This is a genomic window from Priestia sp. 10L35 (assembly GCF_056395685.1).
Window position 1 is genome coordinate 34,742 of sequence record NZ_JBFTKA010000004.1, and the last position, 16,249, is coordinate 50,990.

At 38.5% G+C, this 16,249-nt stretch carries 18 protein-coding genes; 6 read left to right on the top strand and 12 right to left on the bottom strand.

Features of this window, described 5'->3' with window-relative positions; translation table 11 throughout:
• Positions 1–188: 188 nt before the first annotated feature.
• On the bottom strand, positions 189–1,376 hold the full coding sequence (gene megL, locus AC1DEF_RS15770) for a methionine gamma-lyase (RefSeq protein ID WP_043979296.1): 1,188 nt from the start codon (positions 1,374–1,376) through the stop codon (positions 189–191).
• Positions 1,377–1,532: 156 nt separating this feature from the next.
• Entirely contained in the window at positions 1,533–2,582 is a 1,050-nt protein-coding gene (locus tag AC1DEF_RS15775) for an NAD(P)/FAD-dependent oxidoreductase (RefSeq protein WP_043979299.1), read from the bottom strand.
• Positions 2,583–2,771: 189 nt separating this feature from the next.
• On the opposite strand from AC1DEF_RS15775, the gene AC1DEF_RS15780 reads away from it, so the two are divergent.
• The 4 genes from AC1DEF_RS15780 to AC1DEF_RS15795 all read left to right on the top strand — a co-directional run bounded on the left by AC1DEF_RS15780 (position 2,772) and on the right by AC1DEF_RS15795 (position 6,586).
• Entirely contained in the window at positions 2,772–3,566 is a 795-nt protein-coding gene (locus AC1DEF_RS15780) for an ABC transporter ATP-binding protein (protein ID WP_043979302.1), read from the top strand.
• Complete coding sequence (locus tag AC1DEF_RS15785; RefSeq protein WP_097823916.1) at positions 3,567–4,490, top strand: iron-hydroxamate ABC transporter substrate-binding protein; 924 nt, start codon at positions 3,567–3,569, stop codon at positions 4,488–4,490.
• An 81-nt stretch (positions 4,491–4,571) separates the two neighbouring features.
• Positions 4,572–5,582 (top strand): FecCD family ABC transporter permease, encoded by a 1,011-nt coding sequence (locus AC1DEF_RS15790; RefSeq protein ID WP_097823917.1) that lies wholly within the window; start codon positions 4,572–4,574, stop codon positions 5,580–5,582.
• Positions 5,579–6,586, top strand: coding sequence for a FecCD family ABC transporter permease (locus AC1DEF_RS15795; RefSeq protein ID WP_060746751.1), 1,008 nt, complete (start codon positions 5,579–5,581; stop codon positions 6,584–6,586). The genes AC1DEF_RS15790 and AC1DEF_RS15795 overlap by 4 nt, the downstream gene beginning before the upstream one ends.
• 90 nt (positions 6,587–6,676) lie before the next feature.
• On the opposite strand, the gene AC1DEF_RS15800 is transcribed toward AC1DEF_RS15795, so the two are convergent.
• On the bottom strand, positions 6,677–6,844 hold the full coding sequence (locus AC1DEF_RS15800; protein ID WP_075420553.1) for a YfhD family protein: 168 nt from the start codon (positions 6,842–6,844) through the stop codon (positions 6,677–6,679).
• Positions 6,845–6,972: 128 nt separating this feature from the next.
• Here AC1DEF_RS15800 and ytzI point away from each other — a divergent pair, with 128 nt between their 5' ends.
• Positions 6,973–7,107 carry a YtzI protein gene (gene ytzI / locus AC1DEF_RS15805; protein WP_016763550.1) on the top strand — a complete coding sequence of 45 codons (135 nt, stop codon included), beginning with the start codon at positions 6,973–6,975 and terminating at the stop codon, positions 7,105–7,107.
• A gap of 29 nt (positions 7,108–7,136) precedes the next feature.
• On the opposite strand, the gene AC1DEF_RS15810 is transcribed toward ytzI, so the two are convergent.
• The 4 genes from AC1DEF_RS15810 to AC1DEF_RS15825 all read right to left on the bottom strand — a co-directional run bounded on the left by AC1DEF_RS15810 (position 7,137) and on the right by AC1DEF_RS15825 (position 10,167).
• Positions 7,137–7,334 (bottom strand): helix-turn-helix domain-containing protein, encoded by a 198-nt coding sequence (locus tag AC1DEF_RS15810; RefSeq protein ID WP_013082432.1) that lies wholly within the window; start codon positions 7,332–7,334, stop codon positions 7,137–7,139.
• Between the two features lie 45 nt (positions 7,335–7,379).
• The gene (locus AC1DEF_RS15815) at positions 7,380–7,808 is read right to left on the bottom strand and encodes a MarR family winged helix-turn-helix transcriptional regulator (protein WP_043979311.1); all 429 of its coding nucleotides are present in this window, start codon (positions 7,806–7,808) and stop codon (positions 7,380–7,382) included.
• 61 nt (positions 7,809–7,869) lie between these two features.
• Positions 7,870–9,495: a DHA2 family efflux MFS transporter permease subunit gene (locus AC1DEF_RS15820; protein ID WP_034275603.1), complete on the bottom strand. Its 1,626-nt coding sequence runs from the start codon at positions 9,493–9,495 to the stop codon at positions 7,870–7,872.
• A gap of 33 nt (positions 9,496–9,528) precedes the next feature.
• Positions 9,529–10,167, bottom strand: coding sequence for a biotin/lipoyl-containing protein (locus AC1DEF_RS15825; protein ID WP_013082429.1), 639 nt, complete (start codon positions 10,165–10,167; stop codon positions 9,529–9,531).
• Positions 10,168–10,446: 279 nt separating this feature from the next.
• Between AC1DEF_RS15825 and AC1DEF_RS15830 the strand changes: the two genes are divergently transcribed.
• Positions 10,447–10,908, top strand: a complete 462-nt coding sequence (locus AC1DEF_RS15830; protein WP_097823918.1) for a MarR family winged helix-turn-helix transcriptional regulator — start codon at positions 10,447–10,449, stop codon at positions 10,906–10,908.
• Positions 10,909–10,957: 49 nt separating this feature from the next.
• On the opposite strand, the gene AC1DEF_RS15835 is transcribed toward AC1DEF_RS15830, so the two are convergent.
• The 5 genes from AC1DEF_RS15835 to AC1DEF_RS15855 all read right to left on the bottom strand — a co-directional run bounded on the left by AC1DEF_RS15835 (position 10,958) and on the right by AC1DEF_RS15855 (position 16,179).
• Complete coding sequence (locus tag AC1DEF_RS15835) at positions 10,958–11,761, bottom strand: endonuclease I family protein (protein ID WP_097823919.1); 804 nt, start codon at positions 11,759–11,761, stop codon at positions 10,958–10,960.
• Positions 11,758–12,717, bottom strand: a complete 960-nt coding sequence (locus AC1DEF_RS15840; protein ID WP_097823920.1) for a S8 family peptidase — start codon at positions 12,715–12,717, stop codon at positions 11,758–11,760. Before AC1DEF_RS15840 ends, AC1DEF_RS15835 begins: the two co-directional genes overlap by 4 nt.
• 200 nt (positions 12,718–12,917) lie before the next feature.
• Positions 12,918–13,658, bottom strand: coding sequence for a DsbA family oxidoreductase (locus AC1DEF_RS15845; RefSeq protein WP_097823921.1), 741 nt, complete (start codon positions 13,656–13,658; stop codon positions 12,918–12,920).
• 143 nt (positions 13,659–13,801) lie between these two features.
• On the bottom strand, positions 13,802–15,058 hold the full coding sequence (locus AC1DEF_RS15850; protein ID WP_097823922.1) for an alkaline phosphatase: 1,257 nt from the start codon (positions 15,056–15,058) through the stop codon (positions 13,802–13,804).
• A 140-nt stretch (positions 15,059–15,198) separates the two neighbouring features.
• On the bottom strand, positions 15,199–16,179 hold the full coding sequence (locus tag AC1DEF_RS15855; protein WP_097823923.1) for a DUF3231 family protein: 981 nt from the start codon (positions 16,177–16,179) through the stop codon (positions 15,199–15,201).
• Positions 16,180–16,249 lie beyond the last annotated feature (70 nt).

The following is a 16,249-nucleotide window of genomic DNA, read 5'->3' on the forward strand; positions in this document are numbered from 1 at the left end:
TTACCTAAATATTGTATTTTCACAGATAACCTTTAGTCTATTGAAAGGCATCTCTTCTGTCTAGGACATTTGTCTAAAGATGTAGGTAAAGTTCCATTCGCAAAAAAGGATGTATGACTGATGACATACAGTTGATATTCAAAAAACAACGCTTGAAATATCCTTAAGATACTTCAAGCGTTGTTTTTTTATATACTATCTAATGCCTGCTGTAAATCTCTCATAATATCTTCCCAAGCTTCCAGGCCAACTGATAAGCGAAGGAGTTCATTTGAGATTCCCATTTCTTTTCGAGCTTCTTCCGGCACAACTGCATGCGTCATCGAGGCAGGATGCTGAATAAGTGTTTCAGCATCTCCAAGACTCACCGCAATGGAAATGAGCTTAAGCTGATTAACCACTTTTACGGTTTCTTCATAACCTCCTTTCACTTCAAAAGAGAGAAGCCCCCCTCCTTTTCTCATTTGCTTTTGCATGAGAGAATAAGCAGTGCTTTTTTTATCACCTGGATAATAAACGGCTTTCACCTTGGGATGGAGACTTAATTGTTTTGCGATATGTTCAGCATTTTCACAGTGACGATCCATTCGAACGGCCAGCGTTTTTAAGCCTCTGAGTAACAGCCAAGCATCAAACGGTGAAAGAATGCCTCCGATATCTTTTTGCGTCGTTTTGCGCAGTACGGAAATAACCTCTTTGTTCCCTACTACAATTCCTGCGACAACATCTCCGTGTCCACCAATAAATTTTGTTGCGCTATGAATGACTAAGTCGCACCCAAGCTTCAGCGGCTGTTGCAAATAAGGAGTTGAAAAGGTATTGTCTACTACCACAGGAATTCCTTTTTGTTTGGCGATAGAAGCAACTAACTCTAAATCTACTAAAGTCATAGTCGGGTTAATCGGTGTTTCAATATAAATACATGCTGTATCTTTTCTGATAGCAGCAAGAATTTCTTCCTCAGTTTCCAAGTTGGAGAAAGAATGATGGATTTGATATTTTTCCTCAAGCATTTCTAAGAGACCAAATGTGCATCCATACACTCCTTTAGAACATAAAATATGATCGCCTGCTTTTGTAAGTCCAATCAATACAGCCGATACTGCAGCCATTCCCGATCCAAATGCCAAAGCGGCTTCTCCTTCTTCAAGCTGTGCCATACGCTCTTCTAAAATGGTGACCGTTGGATTCGATAACCGGGAATATACATAACCATCTTCTGCTCCGCTAAACCGGTTTGCACCTTGTTCTATAGATGAAAATGTAAATGTAGACGTTTGATAGATAGGCGGAGCTAAGCTATCAAAATGATGTTTTGATTCATACCCTGCGTGAATGGCTTTTGTTTCAAACTGATATTTCTCTTTTTCGTTCATACGGCTTCCCCCTTATGCACACAAGCACTATGTCATTTTTAAAAAAATGTAAGCGTTTTCTTTTATTGTATTTCTCTTTTCTTTTTTCGTTCCCTGCCTCTCCATGTAGATAATTCCATCGTAGAGAAAGAAGCGACATGCACCCTGCACCTCGCTTTACTTCATCATTTGTTTAATTAGTGCTGAATTACGTTTTTTGAATACTTCATTATGAGAAGAAACCATAGCCGCCTTAGCAGCAGAGGGCTGAACGAATTGTTTTGCTTTGTTTACGGCATTAGCAGCGTCTTGAAAAGCACCTGTAATCAAATGGACTTTTCCTTCGTGCATGAGAATGTCTCCCGCTGCATACACGCCTTCTACCGACGTTTCGCTTGCTGCGTTACCTGCAACATAGCAGTCATCAATGGTTTTAATATATAATTCACTGTTTTTTAACAGCTCTGTATCTCTTTCATAACCGTGATTAATAATGACTTCGTCAATCGGTAAATAAGAAATTTCACCGGTTTGATGATTAGTCAGCTCAACTTTTTCAATAAATTCATGCGTCCCATCAGCCACTAATTTTGTAATAGATGTGTTAAGCAGACACCGAGCTGAACTGTTTATTAATTGTCTCACTTGTGCTTCATGACCGTTTAGTTCACTGTTTCGGTACGTAATATATACTTTTTTAGCAACGGACTCTAGCTCATTTGCCCAATCAATGGCTGAATTTCCTCCCCCGGAAACAATCACCGTTTTATTTTTAAAATGCTGCAAAGATTTAACCGTATAGTTTAAGTTTGATATTTCAAATCGTTCTGCCCCTTCAATTTTGAGCTTTTGCGGATTTAAAATACCTCCTCCGACAGCAAGGATAATGGTTTTAGAGTAATGATGTTCACCTGAAGAACTCGTCAGCTGGAAAATACCATCTTCTAAGCGAGAAATCGATTCAATCTTCTCATTTAAAACAACAGTTGGATCAAACGTCAGCCCTTGTTCAACAAGCTGTTCAATAAGCTTCGCACCAGAAATAGGCGTTTGCCCTCCTACATCCCAAATCATTTTTTCAGGATAAACGTGAAGTTTTCCGCCTAATTTTGGCTGATATTCAATCAGCTTTGTTTTCATTTCTCTTAGTCCACTATAAAAGGCAGAATAAAGGCCGGCCGGTCCCCCGCCTATAATCGTCACGTCAAACAGTTCGTTATGTGTCATGAACACCCGCTCCTTGCAATTAATTGTTATTGATTATCATTCTCATTTGAATATACATCTTCTTCACCGTTTTGACAATAAAAATAACTATTGACATCCGGAAACGTTCGAATTATAGTATGTAAAGTAAACGATATTGATAATCATTATCAAGCATTTGTTGTATTAAACGTAAACGGAGGGTCAGATATGGTTCGCCTATATACAGAGAAATTACATATTAGTTATGGTGAACGTCTAATAGTAAAGAATTTAAGCGTTAACATTCCAGACAAAAAGATTACCACGATTATTGGTTCAAACGGATGCGGCAAATCAACGCTTTTAAAAGCCATCACCCGCATTATTTCTCATCAATCCGGTTCCGTCATTTTAGATGGCGAAAATATTTCAACAGAACATACAAAAGCACTCGCTAAAAAAATGGCCATTCTCCCTCAAACCCCTGAAAGTGCCAGCGGCTTAACTGTTGGAGAACTTGTATCTTATGGGCGATTTCCCTATCAAAAAGGGTTTGGGCGTCTGTCGAAACAAGACTATCAAACGATTGACTGGGCGCTTGAAGTAACCGGAACAAAAGATTACAAATTTCGTCTCGTTGACTCTCTTTCAGGCGGTCAGCGTCAGCGAGTGTGGATTGCAATGGCTTTAGCTCAAGAAACAGATATTATATTCCTCGATGAGCCGACTACCTACTTGGATATGGCTCATCAGTTAGAAGTGCTTGAGCTGCTTCAAAAGCTAAACAAAGAGCAAGAACGTACCGTCGTAATGGTACTTCACGATTTAAATCAAGCCGCTCGTTTTGCAGATTATATTATCGCTTTAAAAGATGGAGAAATTGTTAAAGCCGGAACGTGTGACGAAGTCATCACGCATGACGTTTTAAAAAAAGTGTTTCATATCGACGCTGAAATCGGACGAGACCCGAGAACCAATAAACCAATGTGCATCACGTATAACTTATTAAGAGGAGATAACTAAATGAAAAAATTACTGCTTCCATTCATGCTCATATTCGTACTACTTATTAGTGCCTGCAGTAGCAGTTCAACTGAAAGCAAAAACGATTCTAGTAAAGGAAACAGCGGATCCGAGACAATCATATATCAATCTGAAGACGGCCCTGTAAAAGTTCCGGCTAACCCGAAACGTGTTGTAGTGTTAGGCTCCTACGCAGGTAACGTCATGTCATTAGGTGTCAATATTGTCGGAGTTGATTCATGGTCTAAAATGAATCCCCGCTTTGAAAAGAAATTAAAAGGCGTTGAAGAAGTATCAGATGAAAATTTAGAAAAGATTATTAAATTAAAGCCTGACCTAATTATTGGCTTATCTACTACAAAAAACGTTGATAAATTGAAAAAAATTGCTCCTACCGTCACGTATACATACGATAAAGTAGACTACCTTACTCAGCATGTAGAAATCGGAAAACTATTAAATAAAGAAAAAGAAGCACAGTCATGGGTAAACGATTTTAAAAAGCGTGCGGCAAAAGCTGGTTCTGACATCAAAGCTAAAATTGGCGACGATACCACGGTTTCAGTTATTGAGAACTTTGACAAGCAGCTTTATGTATTTGGCGATAACTGGGGACGCGGAACGGAGATTCTTTATCAAGAAATGAAATTAAAAATGCCAGAGAAAGTAAAAGACATGGCTTTGAAAGATGGTTACTATGCAATTTCACCAGAAGTTCTTCCTGAATATGCCGGAGATTATTTAATCTTCAGTAAAAACCAAGATGGAGATACATCATTTGAGAAAACAGATACGTACAAAAATATTCCTGCTGTAAAGAATAATCACGTATTTGAAGCAAATGCAAAAGAATTTTATTTTAATGATCCAATCACATTAGATTATCAACTAGATTTCTTTACTCAAAAATTTCTTGGCAAGTAACTCATTCAAGAGGAATTCTTTTTAGAATTCCTCTTGCTTTGTTTTACTAAATTTATTCTTACATGAAAAGATGGGTGTTTTATGAAAATAGACAATCAGCGTTTCATTCCTTTTTTATATAAATTAATAGGTGCCTTGCTCGTATTCATCATAATGTTTGGTTATTCAATGATTTTTGGCGCTGCTGATATATCGATAAAAGATGTGTGGCTAGCACTTTCATCAAGCAGTGTAAACGAACAGGTTTCGATCATCCGAGATATTCGTTTACCTCGTGAAATCGCCGCTGTTTTTGTTGGCGCTGCTTTATCAGTATCAGGGGCGATTATGCAAGGTATGACAAGAAATCCTCTTGCAGATCCAGGACTTTTAGGCTTAACTTCTGGCGCAAATGCAGCTTTAGCTGTAACCATTGCCTTTATCCCTTCTGTAAATTATTTAGGTATTACGATTGCTTGCTTTATCGGAGCTGCAGTTGGCGCAATTTTGGTATTTGGAATTGCTGCTATAAAAAGAGGCGGTTTTTCTCCGCTTCGAATTGTACTAGCCGGGGCTGCCGTTTCAGCGTTTCTTTATGCGATCGGAGAAGGCGTCGGTATTTATTTTAAAATTTCAAAAGATGTATCGATGTGGACTGCTGGCGGAATGGTAGGCACTTCTTGGGAACAGCTTCAAATCATTGTTCCTTTTATTGTGGGAGGTATATTCATTGCCCTTTTGCTTTCTCGGCAGCTTACTATTTTAAGCTTAAATGAAGAAGTCGCTGTGGGGGTAGGTCAGCAAACAACAAAGGTCAAAACCATTTTATTTGTTGTCATGATTCTTCTTGCAGGTGCTTCTGTTGCGCTAGTCGGAAACATGGTGTTTATCGGCTTGATGATTCCTCATATTGTACGAGGAATTGTAGGAACCGACTATCGTTATATTATCCCTATGTCCGCTGTCACTGGCGCAGCGTTTATGCTGCTCGCTGATACGTTGGGCCGAACCGTAAGTGCGCCTTATGAAACACCGATAGCAGCAGTTGTATCCATGATTGGTTTACCTTTCTTTTTAGTCATTGTTCGTAAAGGAGGAAAAGCATTCTCATGATCCACCCAGCGCTTATTAGAAAACAACGAATAATTATGATGCTGCTCACTGTTTTGATTCTTGGAACGATTGTAATAGGGATGGGGCTTGGGGATGCCTCCCTTCCTTATAATAAAGTATTTCCTACTCTGTTTGGCAAAGGGAATTTTGCAGATGAGTTTGTTCTTTTTTCAATTCGACTTCCGCGAATTATCATTACTCTTTTAGCAGGAATGGCTCTAGCTTTATCAGGCGCTATCTTACAAGGGGTTACGCGCAATGACTTAGCGGAACCTGGAATTATAGGAATTAATTCAGGAGCAGGCGTCGCAATTGCCGTATTCTTTTTATTTTTTCCAATTGAAGCTGGCTCTTTCGTGTATGCTCTTCCGTTAGTAGGGTTCATCGGTGCCTTGTTTACAGCTAGTCTTATCTACCTTTGTGCATATAGTAAAAGCCAAGGACTGCAGCCTGTAAAACTTATTTTAACAGGCGTAGGTTTTTCGATGGCTCTTTCTGGAATGATGGTGGTGATTATGTCATCAGCTGATCGTGCTAAAGTTGATTTTATTGCTAAATGGATTGCAGGAAACATTTGGGGGACAGACTGGCCTTTTATATGGGCACTTCTACCTTGGCTGCTTGTCTTGATTCCTTTTATATTGTACAAAGCAAATTCATTAAACATTTTTAACTTAAATGAAGCTGCAGCTATTGGAGTCGGTATCGCTATGGAGAAAGAGCGTATCACATTGCTTCTAGCCGCGGTTGCATTAGCGGCAGCCGCAGTTTCAGTTACAGGCGGCGTGGCCTTTATTGGGCTTCTTGCTCCTCATATTGCCAAAGGCTTAGTCGGACCGAGAAACCAGCTTTTTATTCCCGTTGCCATTTTACTTGGCGGCTGGCTCTTGCTGATTGCAGATACAATAGGACATAACATTGCCGATCCTAACGGTGTACCAGCAGGAATTATTGCCGCCGTAATCGGTGCTCCTTACTTTGTTTATTTACTTTTGAAAAAATAATAAATGAGGCTGAGAAATAACGAACCACTAATCAAACATTTCGATTAGTGGTTCGTTTTTCACTTGGGCTAAAATACTTTTATCTCAGCTTTAGTTTTGCTTTTTTTGTCTTTCATCTGCAGCGTTCGCTCTAGCCTGAGCTTCTAAATCGTCTTGGTCTGCTAATTCACGAGAAAACTCTTCGTCTACTCCATCTGCTTTAGATGCAGGATAATCCGCTACCTTTTTTAATTGTTTTTTCAACTCTTTTTCATTCATTATAAACACTCCTTTATTTTAGGCTGTTACTAGTATGCGTTTGTCGTTTCTGCACTATGTGGAGAAAGAAGGAATTTCACCAATAAGACCGAAAGCATACGTAATAAGAAAAAGAAAGGAAGTTTTATATGATCATCATTATTACGCTCTCTATTATCATTGTATTTGTTATTTTACTGCTATGCATAGTTACTACTTCGAAAGCTTACGATTACAAACATACGGTAGATCCGCTTACAAAAAAACAAGACGAAAAAAAGTAGGTGCGCTCGTTTCACACCTACTTTTTGTATTACCCTTGCAGTGTTTTTAAATCGTGATCGTTCAATTGAAATGCTTGCTTAATTTTGTCTTCCAAGTTTTTTGTTACTCTTCGCTTCCCCACTTCAACCAGTGCAATTAAAGAAAAACTGCAGTTTACTGCTTGAGCGAAGTTTCGCTGATTCATATTGTAGTTTTTTCGAATGTTTTTTACCGTTTCTTTATTCATTTACACTCACTCCGCTTAACTCAATATACTTTTTTCTACTCAAGTTCAAGTCACATGTTCATCTAGCTGTCGACAGAGCGTGAGAAATTGCTGCTGTTCTTCTTCTTTATAGCAAGCAAACAGTTTTTCAACCCCTTGCTGCATGTCTTTTTCAGCAGCTTGAATCACTTGCTTCCCTTTGTTTGTAAGCTCGACCATAACTTTACGCCGATCTCTTTTTGAATGGTAGCGCTCCACAAGATTCAGTTCATACAAACGTGTAATCGATGCTGTAATAACGCTTGGGCTCGCCTTTATCTCGTCTGCCACTTTGGTGACAGGCATTGTATCTGCACGTTCAACAATCAGTAAAATATGATATTGAAAAGGGGTAATTCCGTAATGCTGTAAAAGGCTTTTTACATTTGTCATTACTTTTTTGTTTAAAGATATTGAAATTCTTTGAATTTCTTCACCAAATATCAATGGATCCATCCACCTCACTGCCCCTTTCTCTCCAACATTTTTATGATGAACTTTAGATTTCTATAGCTCCTTATGAATTTATACTTTTCGGAGCTGGAAGCATACGAATATCTTCCTCTTGAGCTTTTGATTTCTTTTCTTCGACTACTTTATCTTTACGTACGTCACGAAGGAAGAAACTTAAAATTAAACCAATAACAGAAATTGCTGTTGCCCAGTAAAAGGCATCGTTAATACCTTGGATCGTACCTTGCTGCGTCATTTTTCCAGATAAAACCTTCAGCGCTTGCTGCTGAGCCTGATCTTGTGATAAATGCAAAGTAGCAGCTACTTTTTGTACAAATAAATGAAAGCTGTTCATAAAGAATGGATCAGACGTATTCATGGAACTGCTGATTTCATTTACATGATACGTTGTACGGTTCGTAAAAATGGTCGTCATTAAACTAATACCAATTGAACCACTTACTTGACGAAGCGTATTAGACATTGACGTTCCGTGACTGCTTAGTCGCTGCGGAAGCTGATTCAAACCGGCTGTCATAATCGGCATCATTAAGAGTGACATACCGAACGAACGGATAATATAAATCGCTAAAATATGATTAAACGGTGTATCCATCGTCAGCTTCGTAAATTCAAACGTTGAAATAGATGTAATGAGCATACCAACGATTGCTAGCGGACGAGGTCCCACTTTATCAAACAATGTACCTGAAATCGGCGACATAACCAGCATAACAAGTGCGCCAGGAAGCAACAGCAGTCCTGAATCAAAAGCAGAATATCCGCGGATATTTTGCAAGTAAATTGGAAGCAAGAACATGCCTGCGTACATACTGATTGTAATCGCAATACTAATAATATTTGATAGTGAAAAAATATTATATTTAAACACACGCATATCCAATAGCGGCTTTTCAGATTTAATTTGTTGAAGAACAAATATAATCAAAAGAACTGCCCCGCCAATGATTGTAGAAAGAACAACTGAATCCGTCCAGCCGTCATTTCCAGCTTCACTGAATCCATAAAGCAATAATCCCATACCTGCAAGTGATGTCACAACAGAAGGCATGTGAACTTTTACATCTTTTGGAGGCTGAATGTCTTTTAATTGAAAGAAAGCAATAATTAATACAATGGCACCTAATGGCACCATGCCGTTAAAAAGGATGTGCCAATCATAGTTTTGAATAACCCATCCAGATAACGTTGGTCCAATAGCCGGTGCGAACATCATGGCCAAACCAAAAATCCCCATCCCTTTTCCTCGCATGTGAGGAGGGAAAATAAACACAATAATGGTCATAACAAGAGGCGATAAGACACCTCCGCCAATAGCTTGAATTAAACGGCCGGTAAGCATAATCGAAAACGTAGGTGCAATTCCGCAAATCAATGACCCTACTGTAAAACAAAACATTGCAAATAAGAACAAGCGACGCACACCAAATCGTTCAATTAAAAAAGCTGAAAGCGGAATTAATGCCCCGTTCACAAGCATATATCCAGTTAACAACCACTGAGCTGTATTTGCCGTTACGCCAAACTCAGTAATCAAATGCGGGATGGCTACGTTCAGTAACGTTTGGTTTAATATCGCAAGAAACAAACCAAGCATTAAAACAATCAATAGCGGAATATGCTTTTTGATGGATCCATCACTTGTGTTTTCTATACTGGCTGTCATCATATTTCCTCCCTTCTTGAACTGTTGTAGTAAGAATTAGTCTTTCGAAATTTTCACTTCTGCGTTCATACCTGGCAGTACATGCTCTGAATAATTAGAAATAGAAATTTTCACAGGAACCGTTTGAGACACTTTTGTGTAGTTTCCATCTGAGCTTGAGTTCGATGTTAAAGATGAAAGTGAATTGGTTGCATATCCAATTTCTTCGACTTTGCCGTCGATTTTTGCACTGCTGTCTCCGTCTACCGTTACATCTACATCGTCGCCTTCTTTAATATCCTTAAGCTGATCTTCTTTAATATTTGCTACGATAAATAGGTCTTTCATATCTACTTCCGTTGCAATTTGCTGTCCAGCTTGAACCATTTGATTTTCTTTTACGTTTGTTTGAATAATTTTTCCATCTGCTGGCACTTTAGCAGCTACAGACCCTTTTTCAGCTTGAATTTTAGCAATTTCAGCATCTTTTGATACATCATTTCCTTCTTCTACTGTCCAGCTTGCTACTTTACCTGCTGCAGGTGCAACTACATTGTATACATCTCCGGATACTTTAGCGTTATCCGTTGTAATATAGTTCGATTTTTGAACGTAATAATATCCTCCTCCAATTAATAAAGCTAAAATAACGATAATTCCAATAAAATTTGTTACCATTAAGCGACTTCTAGACATTCATTACTCCTCCTTAATACTTCACTAATAAAATTACTTTTTTATATAGCTTTTTCATAAAGATATTATCTCCATCTATTATGAGATATGTTTCTTTACAATCATCTATTTGGTTAACCACCTAAATAACTTTATCATAAAGATATTTTTTCGTAAAGATATTAATTTAAAAATAATAATGGTGGTTAAAGATAATCATTGCCATCCTTTACAATTGTTTCATTTTATTTTAGAGTTAGTTTATATACGTTCGTAGTGTACAAGGAGATGGAAGCTAGCATGGATAACAATTTAGATTCAAAAATTGAACACCTTTACCAAATTAACACATCTTTTTTTCAATATATGCGGCATTTAGTCGAAGAAACATTAAAAACACAGCCTTATCACTTAACACCCACTAAATTTTATATCTTAAACTACATTGCCAGCGGCACAAAGTATATGGTAGCAGATATTTCAAATAAACTTCACTTAACCTCAGGCGCTACAACTAGCTTATTAAATCAATTGGAAGAAGAATCTCTCATTCAGCGCGTGCGAGACGAAAAAGACCGGAGAGTCGTGTGGGTTTCACTGACCGATGAATCAAAGAAACTTGTTTCAATGATTACAGAGAAGCGAAATGGATTTTTAAAAGATATGCTAGCAGCTCTAAGTGTAGAAGAACAAGAAGAATATTTTCGCTTATTAAATAAAATGGACACCCTTTTAAGTGATAAATATGGATTTTCATATTAGATTATCCAAAAGAGCTCCGCTTCGAATTGAAGCGGAGCTCTTCGCTATTTTAGAAAGCAGAACTCATTAACGCACCTGCTTTGTCAGGAAAATCGATAAAAGGATTTCGGTTGCCTTGCAACTCAAAGATTGCTTCATTGCGATGTTTTTCATAAAGTGAAACAGTAAATTCCTCATGCCATTTTAGTAAAAGAGGAAGATCTACTCGCGAAGAGTCAATTTTATTATGATAGCGAATTAAAAAATAAAGAGTTGATCGAGCCACAATTCCTTTTCCATATTCAGGTTCAAACTTACCTTTTTCTGCTTTGCCACATCCTTCTTTCACATCTGATTGCTTTACTTCGGGCGTATAATCCGCGAAGTCAATATAAGAAGAATTACCTCTTCGACTGTTACAAGAAGGTTCACACGCAAATAAATGATGCAAATCGCCTCTCATAGGCTCTTGTTTCCCAAACCAAGATTGCGGGACAACGTGCTCACAGTTTAGCAGTATATCATTGCTTGAAAGAGAGGAGTTACTAAGCGACTGAAGTTGATCAATATCTTGCTGTATAGTTTCTAACGGATCCATCCCTTTCCCTGAGTACAGACTTTTCAGCTCCCCATTCTCCTGTAGATCCACCCAGGGATATACATATTTATGCGGCGAATAACTTAGCAAATGCTGATGCGTTTCCTTTAACAACGTTTGCATGGTTTCTCTTTCAAAGAGCGTATCTTGATAATAAAGATTTTTATTTTCTTCATCTGTCTTTTCATCATAATAACTTCGATTGTTTGCGTATTCGTGATAAAGAGCTTTTGCCTGCTGCTTTTCCATCATTAGCATATCTAAACTGCTTCTCATCCAATCACCTCTGAAGTCATTTGACGTTGAATTTCACGCAACAGCTTTTCAACAACGGTCAAGTGCACAAATCCGTTTCCTACTTCTCTTGGTGATTCATTTAATGGAAGGGTTCTTCTGATTAACTGTGCATAAAGCTCTGGTTCTGTAAGTTCTCTTCCAAACATTTCATTTGAAAGAACTTTTATCAATCCTAAGGCCCCTGCTACGTGAGGTGTTGCCATAGAGGTTCCGCTCAGTGCGGCATACTTTCCATTCAAGTAAGTTGATACGATCTTCTCTCCCGGAGCTACTACATCTACTTCGTTGTTTGAGTTGGAAAATACCGAAGATCGTTTCTCTGAATCAACAGCTCCTACGCTAATCACTTCATTATATGAGCCTGGGTACGCAAACTCATCTGTGGAGCCTTCTCCATCTCCTTCATTTCCCGCTGCGCAGACAACTAAAATATTCTGATCAACAGCATCTTGAATCGCTTCATGTAGCTCAGGCACATCCGACGGACCTCCAAGCGACATCGAAATGATATCTACTTTTTGCTCGATGGCGTAGTTAATACCTTGAATAATCCACTCGTATTGACCTGAACCATTTCCATTAAGTACTTTTAGGATAAGTAAGCCCACTTCAGGAGCCACTCCTACAACACCCGTTCCATTATGCGCTGCTGCAATTGTGCCTGCTACGTGAGTGCCGTGACCATTATAATCTTGAAAAATATCTGGATTTTGTTGATCATCTTGTGTAAAGTTTTTTCCTCCAATAATCCGCTCCTGCAAATCTGGATGTGTAACATCACAGCCGGTATCCAAAACCGCTATGGTTATTCCCCGTCCCTTTGTTTGCTTCCATACTTGCTCTGCTCCAATTAGAGCGACTCCTTCTGGGACTTCATTAAATTGATTCAATTGTTCAACTACTTGAAATGGGATAATGCGCACTTTGCTCTTCATTCAGATTCCCCCTGCAGGATTAAATGGAAGCTAGTTCATGGTGGGATCACTTTTAATCGCTTATTTTTGGAGCTTACTCATCGAGGTTTGTTGCTTCTAAACTTATTATAACACAAAAATAGAACACATGTTTGTATTTTTGTGAATTTTTTTGCAAATAAATAAAAAGCAGAAGCGGAATTTCCGCTTCTGCTTTTTATTTATTGTTGGTTTTTAGAGGAATCAGGAACGGCACATTGACCATCTGCACAAAAGGCATCATCTGCGCCTTCTGGAGAAAGGCTCTTCAAAGCCGGAGTCGGATTTTCTTCTTTCCATACTTGTTGGAGAGCTCCTACAAATGTTTCGACTGGCTGTGCACCTGAAATCGCATATTTTTGATTAACAACAAAATATGGAACACCGCTAATGCCATATTGCTGAGCCGTTGCTTCATCACTGCGCACTTCATTTGCGTATGCGTTTTTATCCGCGAGAATTTGACGTGCTTCTTCTCGGTCAAGACCTGCATCTTCTGCAACAGCAACCAGCGTCTCTTCTTCACCTAGATGTTTTGATTCAGTAAAGTATGCATATAAGAGTTTTTCTGTAATAGCTGCTTCTTTTCCTTGAGCTTTTGCAAATTTAGCTAAGCGGTGAGCATCAAATGTATTAGTTGGCTTCATATCGTCAAAATTAAAGGATAAGCCCACACTAGCTGCCTGCTGTCCGATTCCTTCATTTGCTTGCTTCGCTTGTTCAATCGTCATTCCATATTTAGCAGCAAGAGCTTCATTAATTGTTTTGCCAGTATTAACTGGGGCGTTTGGATCTAGCTCGAAACTTTTAAATTCAACCTGCACATCATCTTTGTGTGCAAATTGCTGAAGCGCTTGCTCTAATCGGCGCTTTCCAATATAACAAAAAGGACAGACAAAATCTGACCATACTTCTATTTTCATCGTGACACCTCTTCAATTCAAGATAATTCTTATCGTAGCATACCTTTGAAGAAACTCCATCATAACTTGCTCACACAAAGCAAAAAATACGGTGTTGATTTACATACTAAGTATATTAAATCAACACCGTACTTTTATCTCACTTATTTTAAATTCATTGCTTTTAGAAGAGCATCATGTAAATACGTATTTTCGTATACTCCAGTAAATCTTTCTGAGCCGGCACCCATTGCACTTAAAGGAACGTCTGATGACGTATGCTCTTCAGTTGTCCAATCCGCAACGAACTGCTCTTTTGAATGAGCGATTGCAAATGGCCCATCTTCTTTTGATACTTCATCTCCACCGTTATCTTTATTGTCTACTTTTTCAAGTGCTAAACCTCCGGTTGCATGGTCAGCTGTTACTAATACGAGAGTGTCTGGGTGTGTTTTAGCATAAGCTTTAGCCATCTTCACCGTATCATCAAGCTGCTTACCTGCTTTAATCATGAGTTCAGCATTATTATTATGAGCCATTTCATCAATGGCTTCCTCTTCTACTACAAGAAAGAACCCTTTTTTATTTTGTGATAGCGTATTGATTGCTTTTTTTGTCATGTCTTTTAGAGATACTTGAGGGTTGTACACATCATCTTGGCCTTCAGGAGCTTGTTGAAACATTTCTTCATTAGCAAGCAGACCAAGCAATTTTGTTCCTTTAGCATATTTTAATTCATTTTCGTTATTAACGTATGTATACCCAAGTTTTTGTGCTTTGTTTACTAAGTTTCCTTGCGTTCCTTTGCTTCCTTCAGTTTTATCTTCTGGCGGGGCATCTGGATGTGCACCTTCATTTCCTTTTGTGTACCAATAATCTTCTCCGCCACCTAGAATCACATCTATCTTACTGTTTTCAAGATACTGCTTCGCGATGTCACTTTGAGCACTTCGATCTTTAACATGTGCGCCAAAAGCAGCTGGAGTTGCGTCTGTTACTTGACTTGTTGTCACAAGCCCCGTCGTTTTCCCAGCTAATTTTGCTTTTTCTAAAACTGTTTGAACAGGCTTTCCTTTCATATTTACGCCAATAGCGCCATTATAACTTTTAACTCCTGAAGCCATGGCTGTAGCAGCTGCAGCAGAATCCGTAACAAATGAATTTCCTGAAGATGTATGGACTCTCCCTACTGCCGGCATATCATCCATTGCTAACTTTCCATTTGCTCCTACGGCGGCCAGTCGGATCGCATCACGATGATCGGTACCCATACCGTCTCCAACAAAAAGAATAACATTTTTAGCTTTTTGGTTATTTACGCCTTTAGCTGCTTTAGCATCTGTTGGTGAATTTGTTCCAAATGCCAGCGCTGCTACAGTTACCGCTGATAATACTGCCGCTCCAATTGCACGTTTTTTCATTGTTTACACCCTTTACTGTTTATTATTGACATAACTTAACTGTACACGCAGTCTGTTAAATCAACTTAAATAAAAGGTTAAAGGTGTGTAAAGATATATAAACTTCCATTTACAATGCATGAAAGAGGCTTTCCTTTTAGCTAATCAATACTTGGCGGAACTTCAAGCCAGCCTTTTTTGATCATAATTTCTGTTGCTTCGCTTGCATATTGAAACGCATCTTCTCCTATCAGCATCATTTTAGCCACAATATCTCTTCGAAAACTAAATGCTGCTCCAAACGCCTGACTTCCGATACTGAAGTTACTTAGTAAAATATCGCATGTCAGCATCAAACGATCCGAAAAAGCAGGCGTTTCAGAAGTCGTTATGCTTCCTGTTGAGGCAACAGAAGGTGAAATATCGTCTTGTATAACTATTTCTTCAAGTCGCGTAATAATTTTTTTACTAAGCTCTTTTCCTTTCAAAAAATGCTTTTTCACTTCGGTATCTTTAGCCGTTTGAGAAAAAGCCTTCATTAACTTCATCCCGACAATGTTTGTTTCGACTCCATGATAAATCTGCGCTAGCTCCATCGTATTTAGTACTCTTTTGTCCGCAAATACATTTAAGCCGCTCAGATATTTTCTATCCGAAACAAACTCAACGGTAGTTGGCATCGGAATATAGGGTGGGCGTGATAAAATTCCTTTTCTCAATAAGTACTGCGTACAGGAATCGTAGCACTCTTGCGTAATTTTTGTTAAATCTTGATAAAATTTCACCACATCTTCTCTGTAGGCCTTGCCTAAACTTAATGTATACATCCCCATACTAATTTCTTTGATGACACGAAGAAACATAATATCAAATCCGTTAGTAAATAGTTTTGGAGCCTGTACATTTACGTCTTGAGATGAAAGCCCCGTTGGCACTACCGCTCCTTCTTTTTCAAATATTGTTTTTATTTTTCGTATGTATATAATGAGCTGCTCACGCAAGTCCGTCATAATTGTTTTAGCATCTTCATCATCCGCATGTTCAATCATATAATCTAACAAGCAAATAATTAACGTTTTCTGCTGATATGTCATCCACAGCGTCCCAATTTCGCTTGAGGTAATACTAGGTTTGTCAGGCACTGTTACTTCCCTCCGCTTCTTCAGCTTTGTTGAGTACGTCTGTTTCTTTGAAAATAGAGCATACTCATTG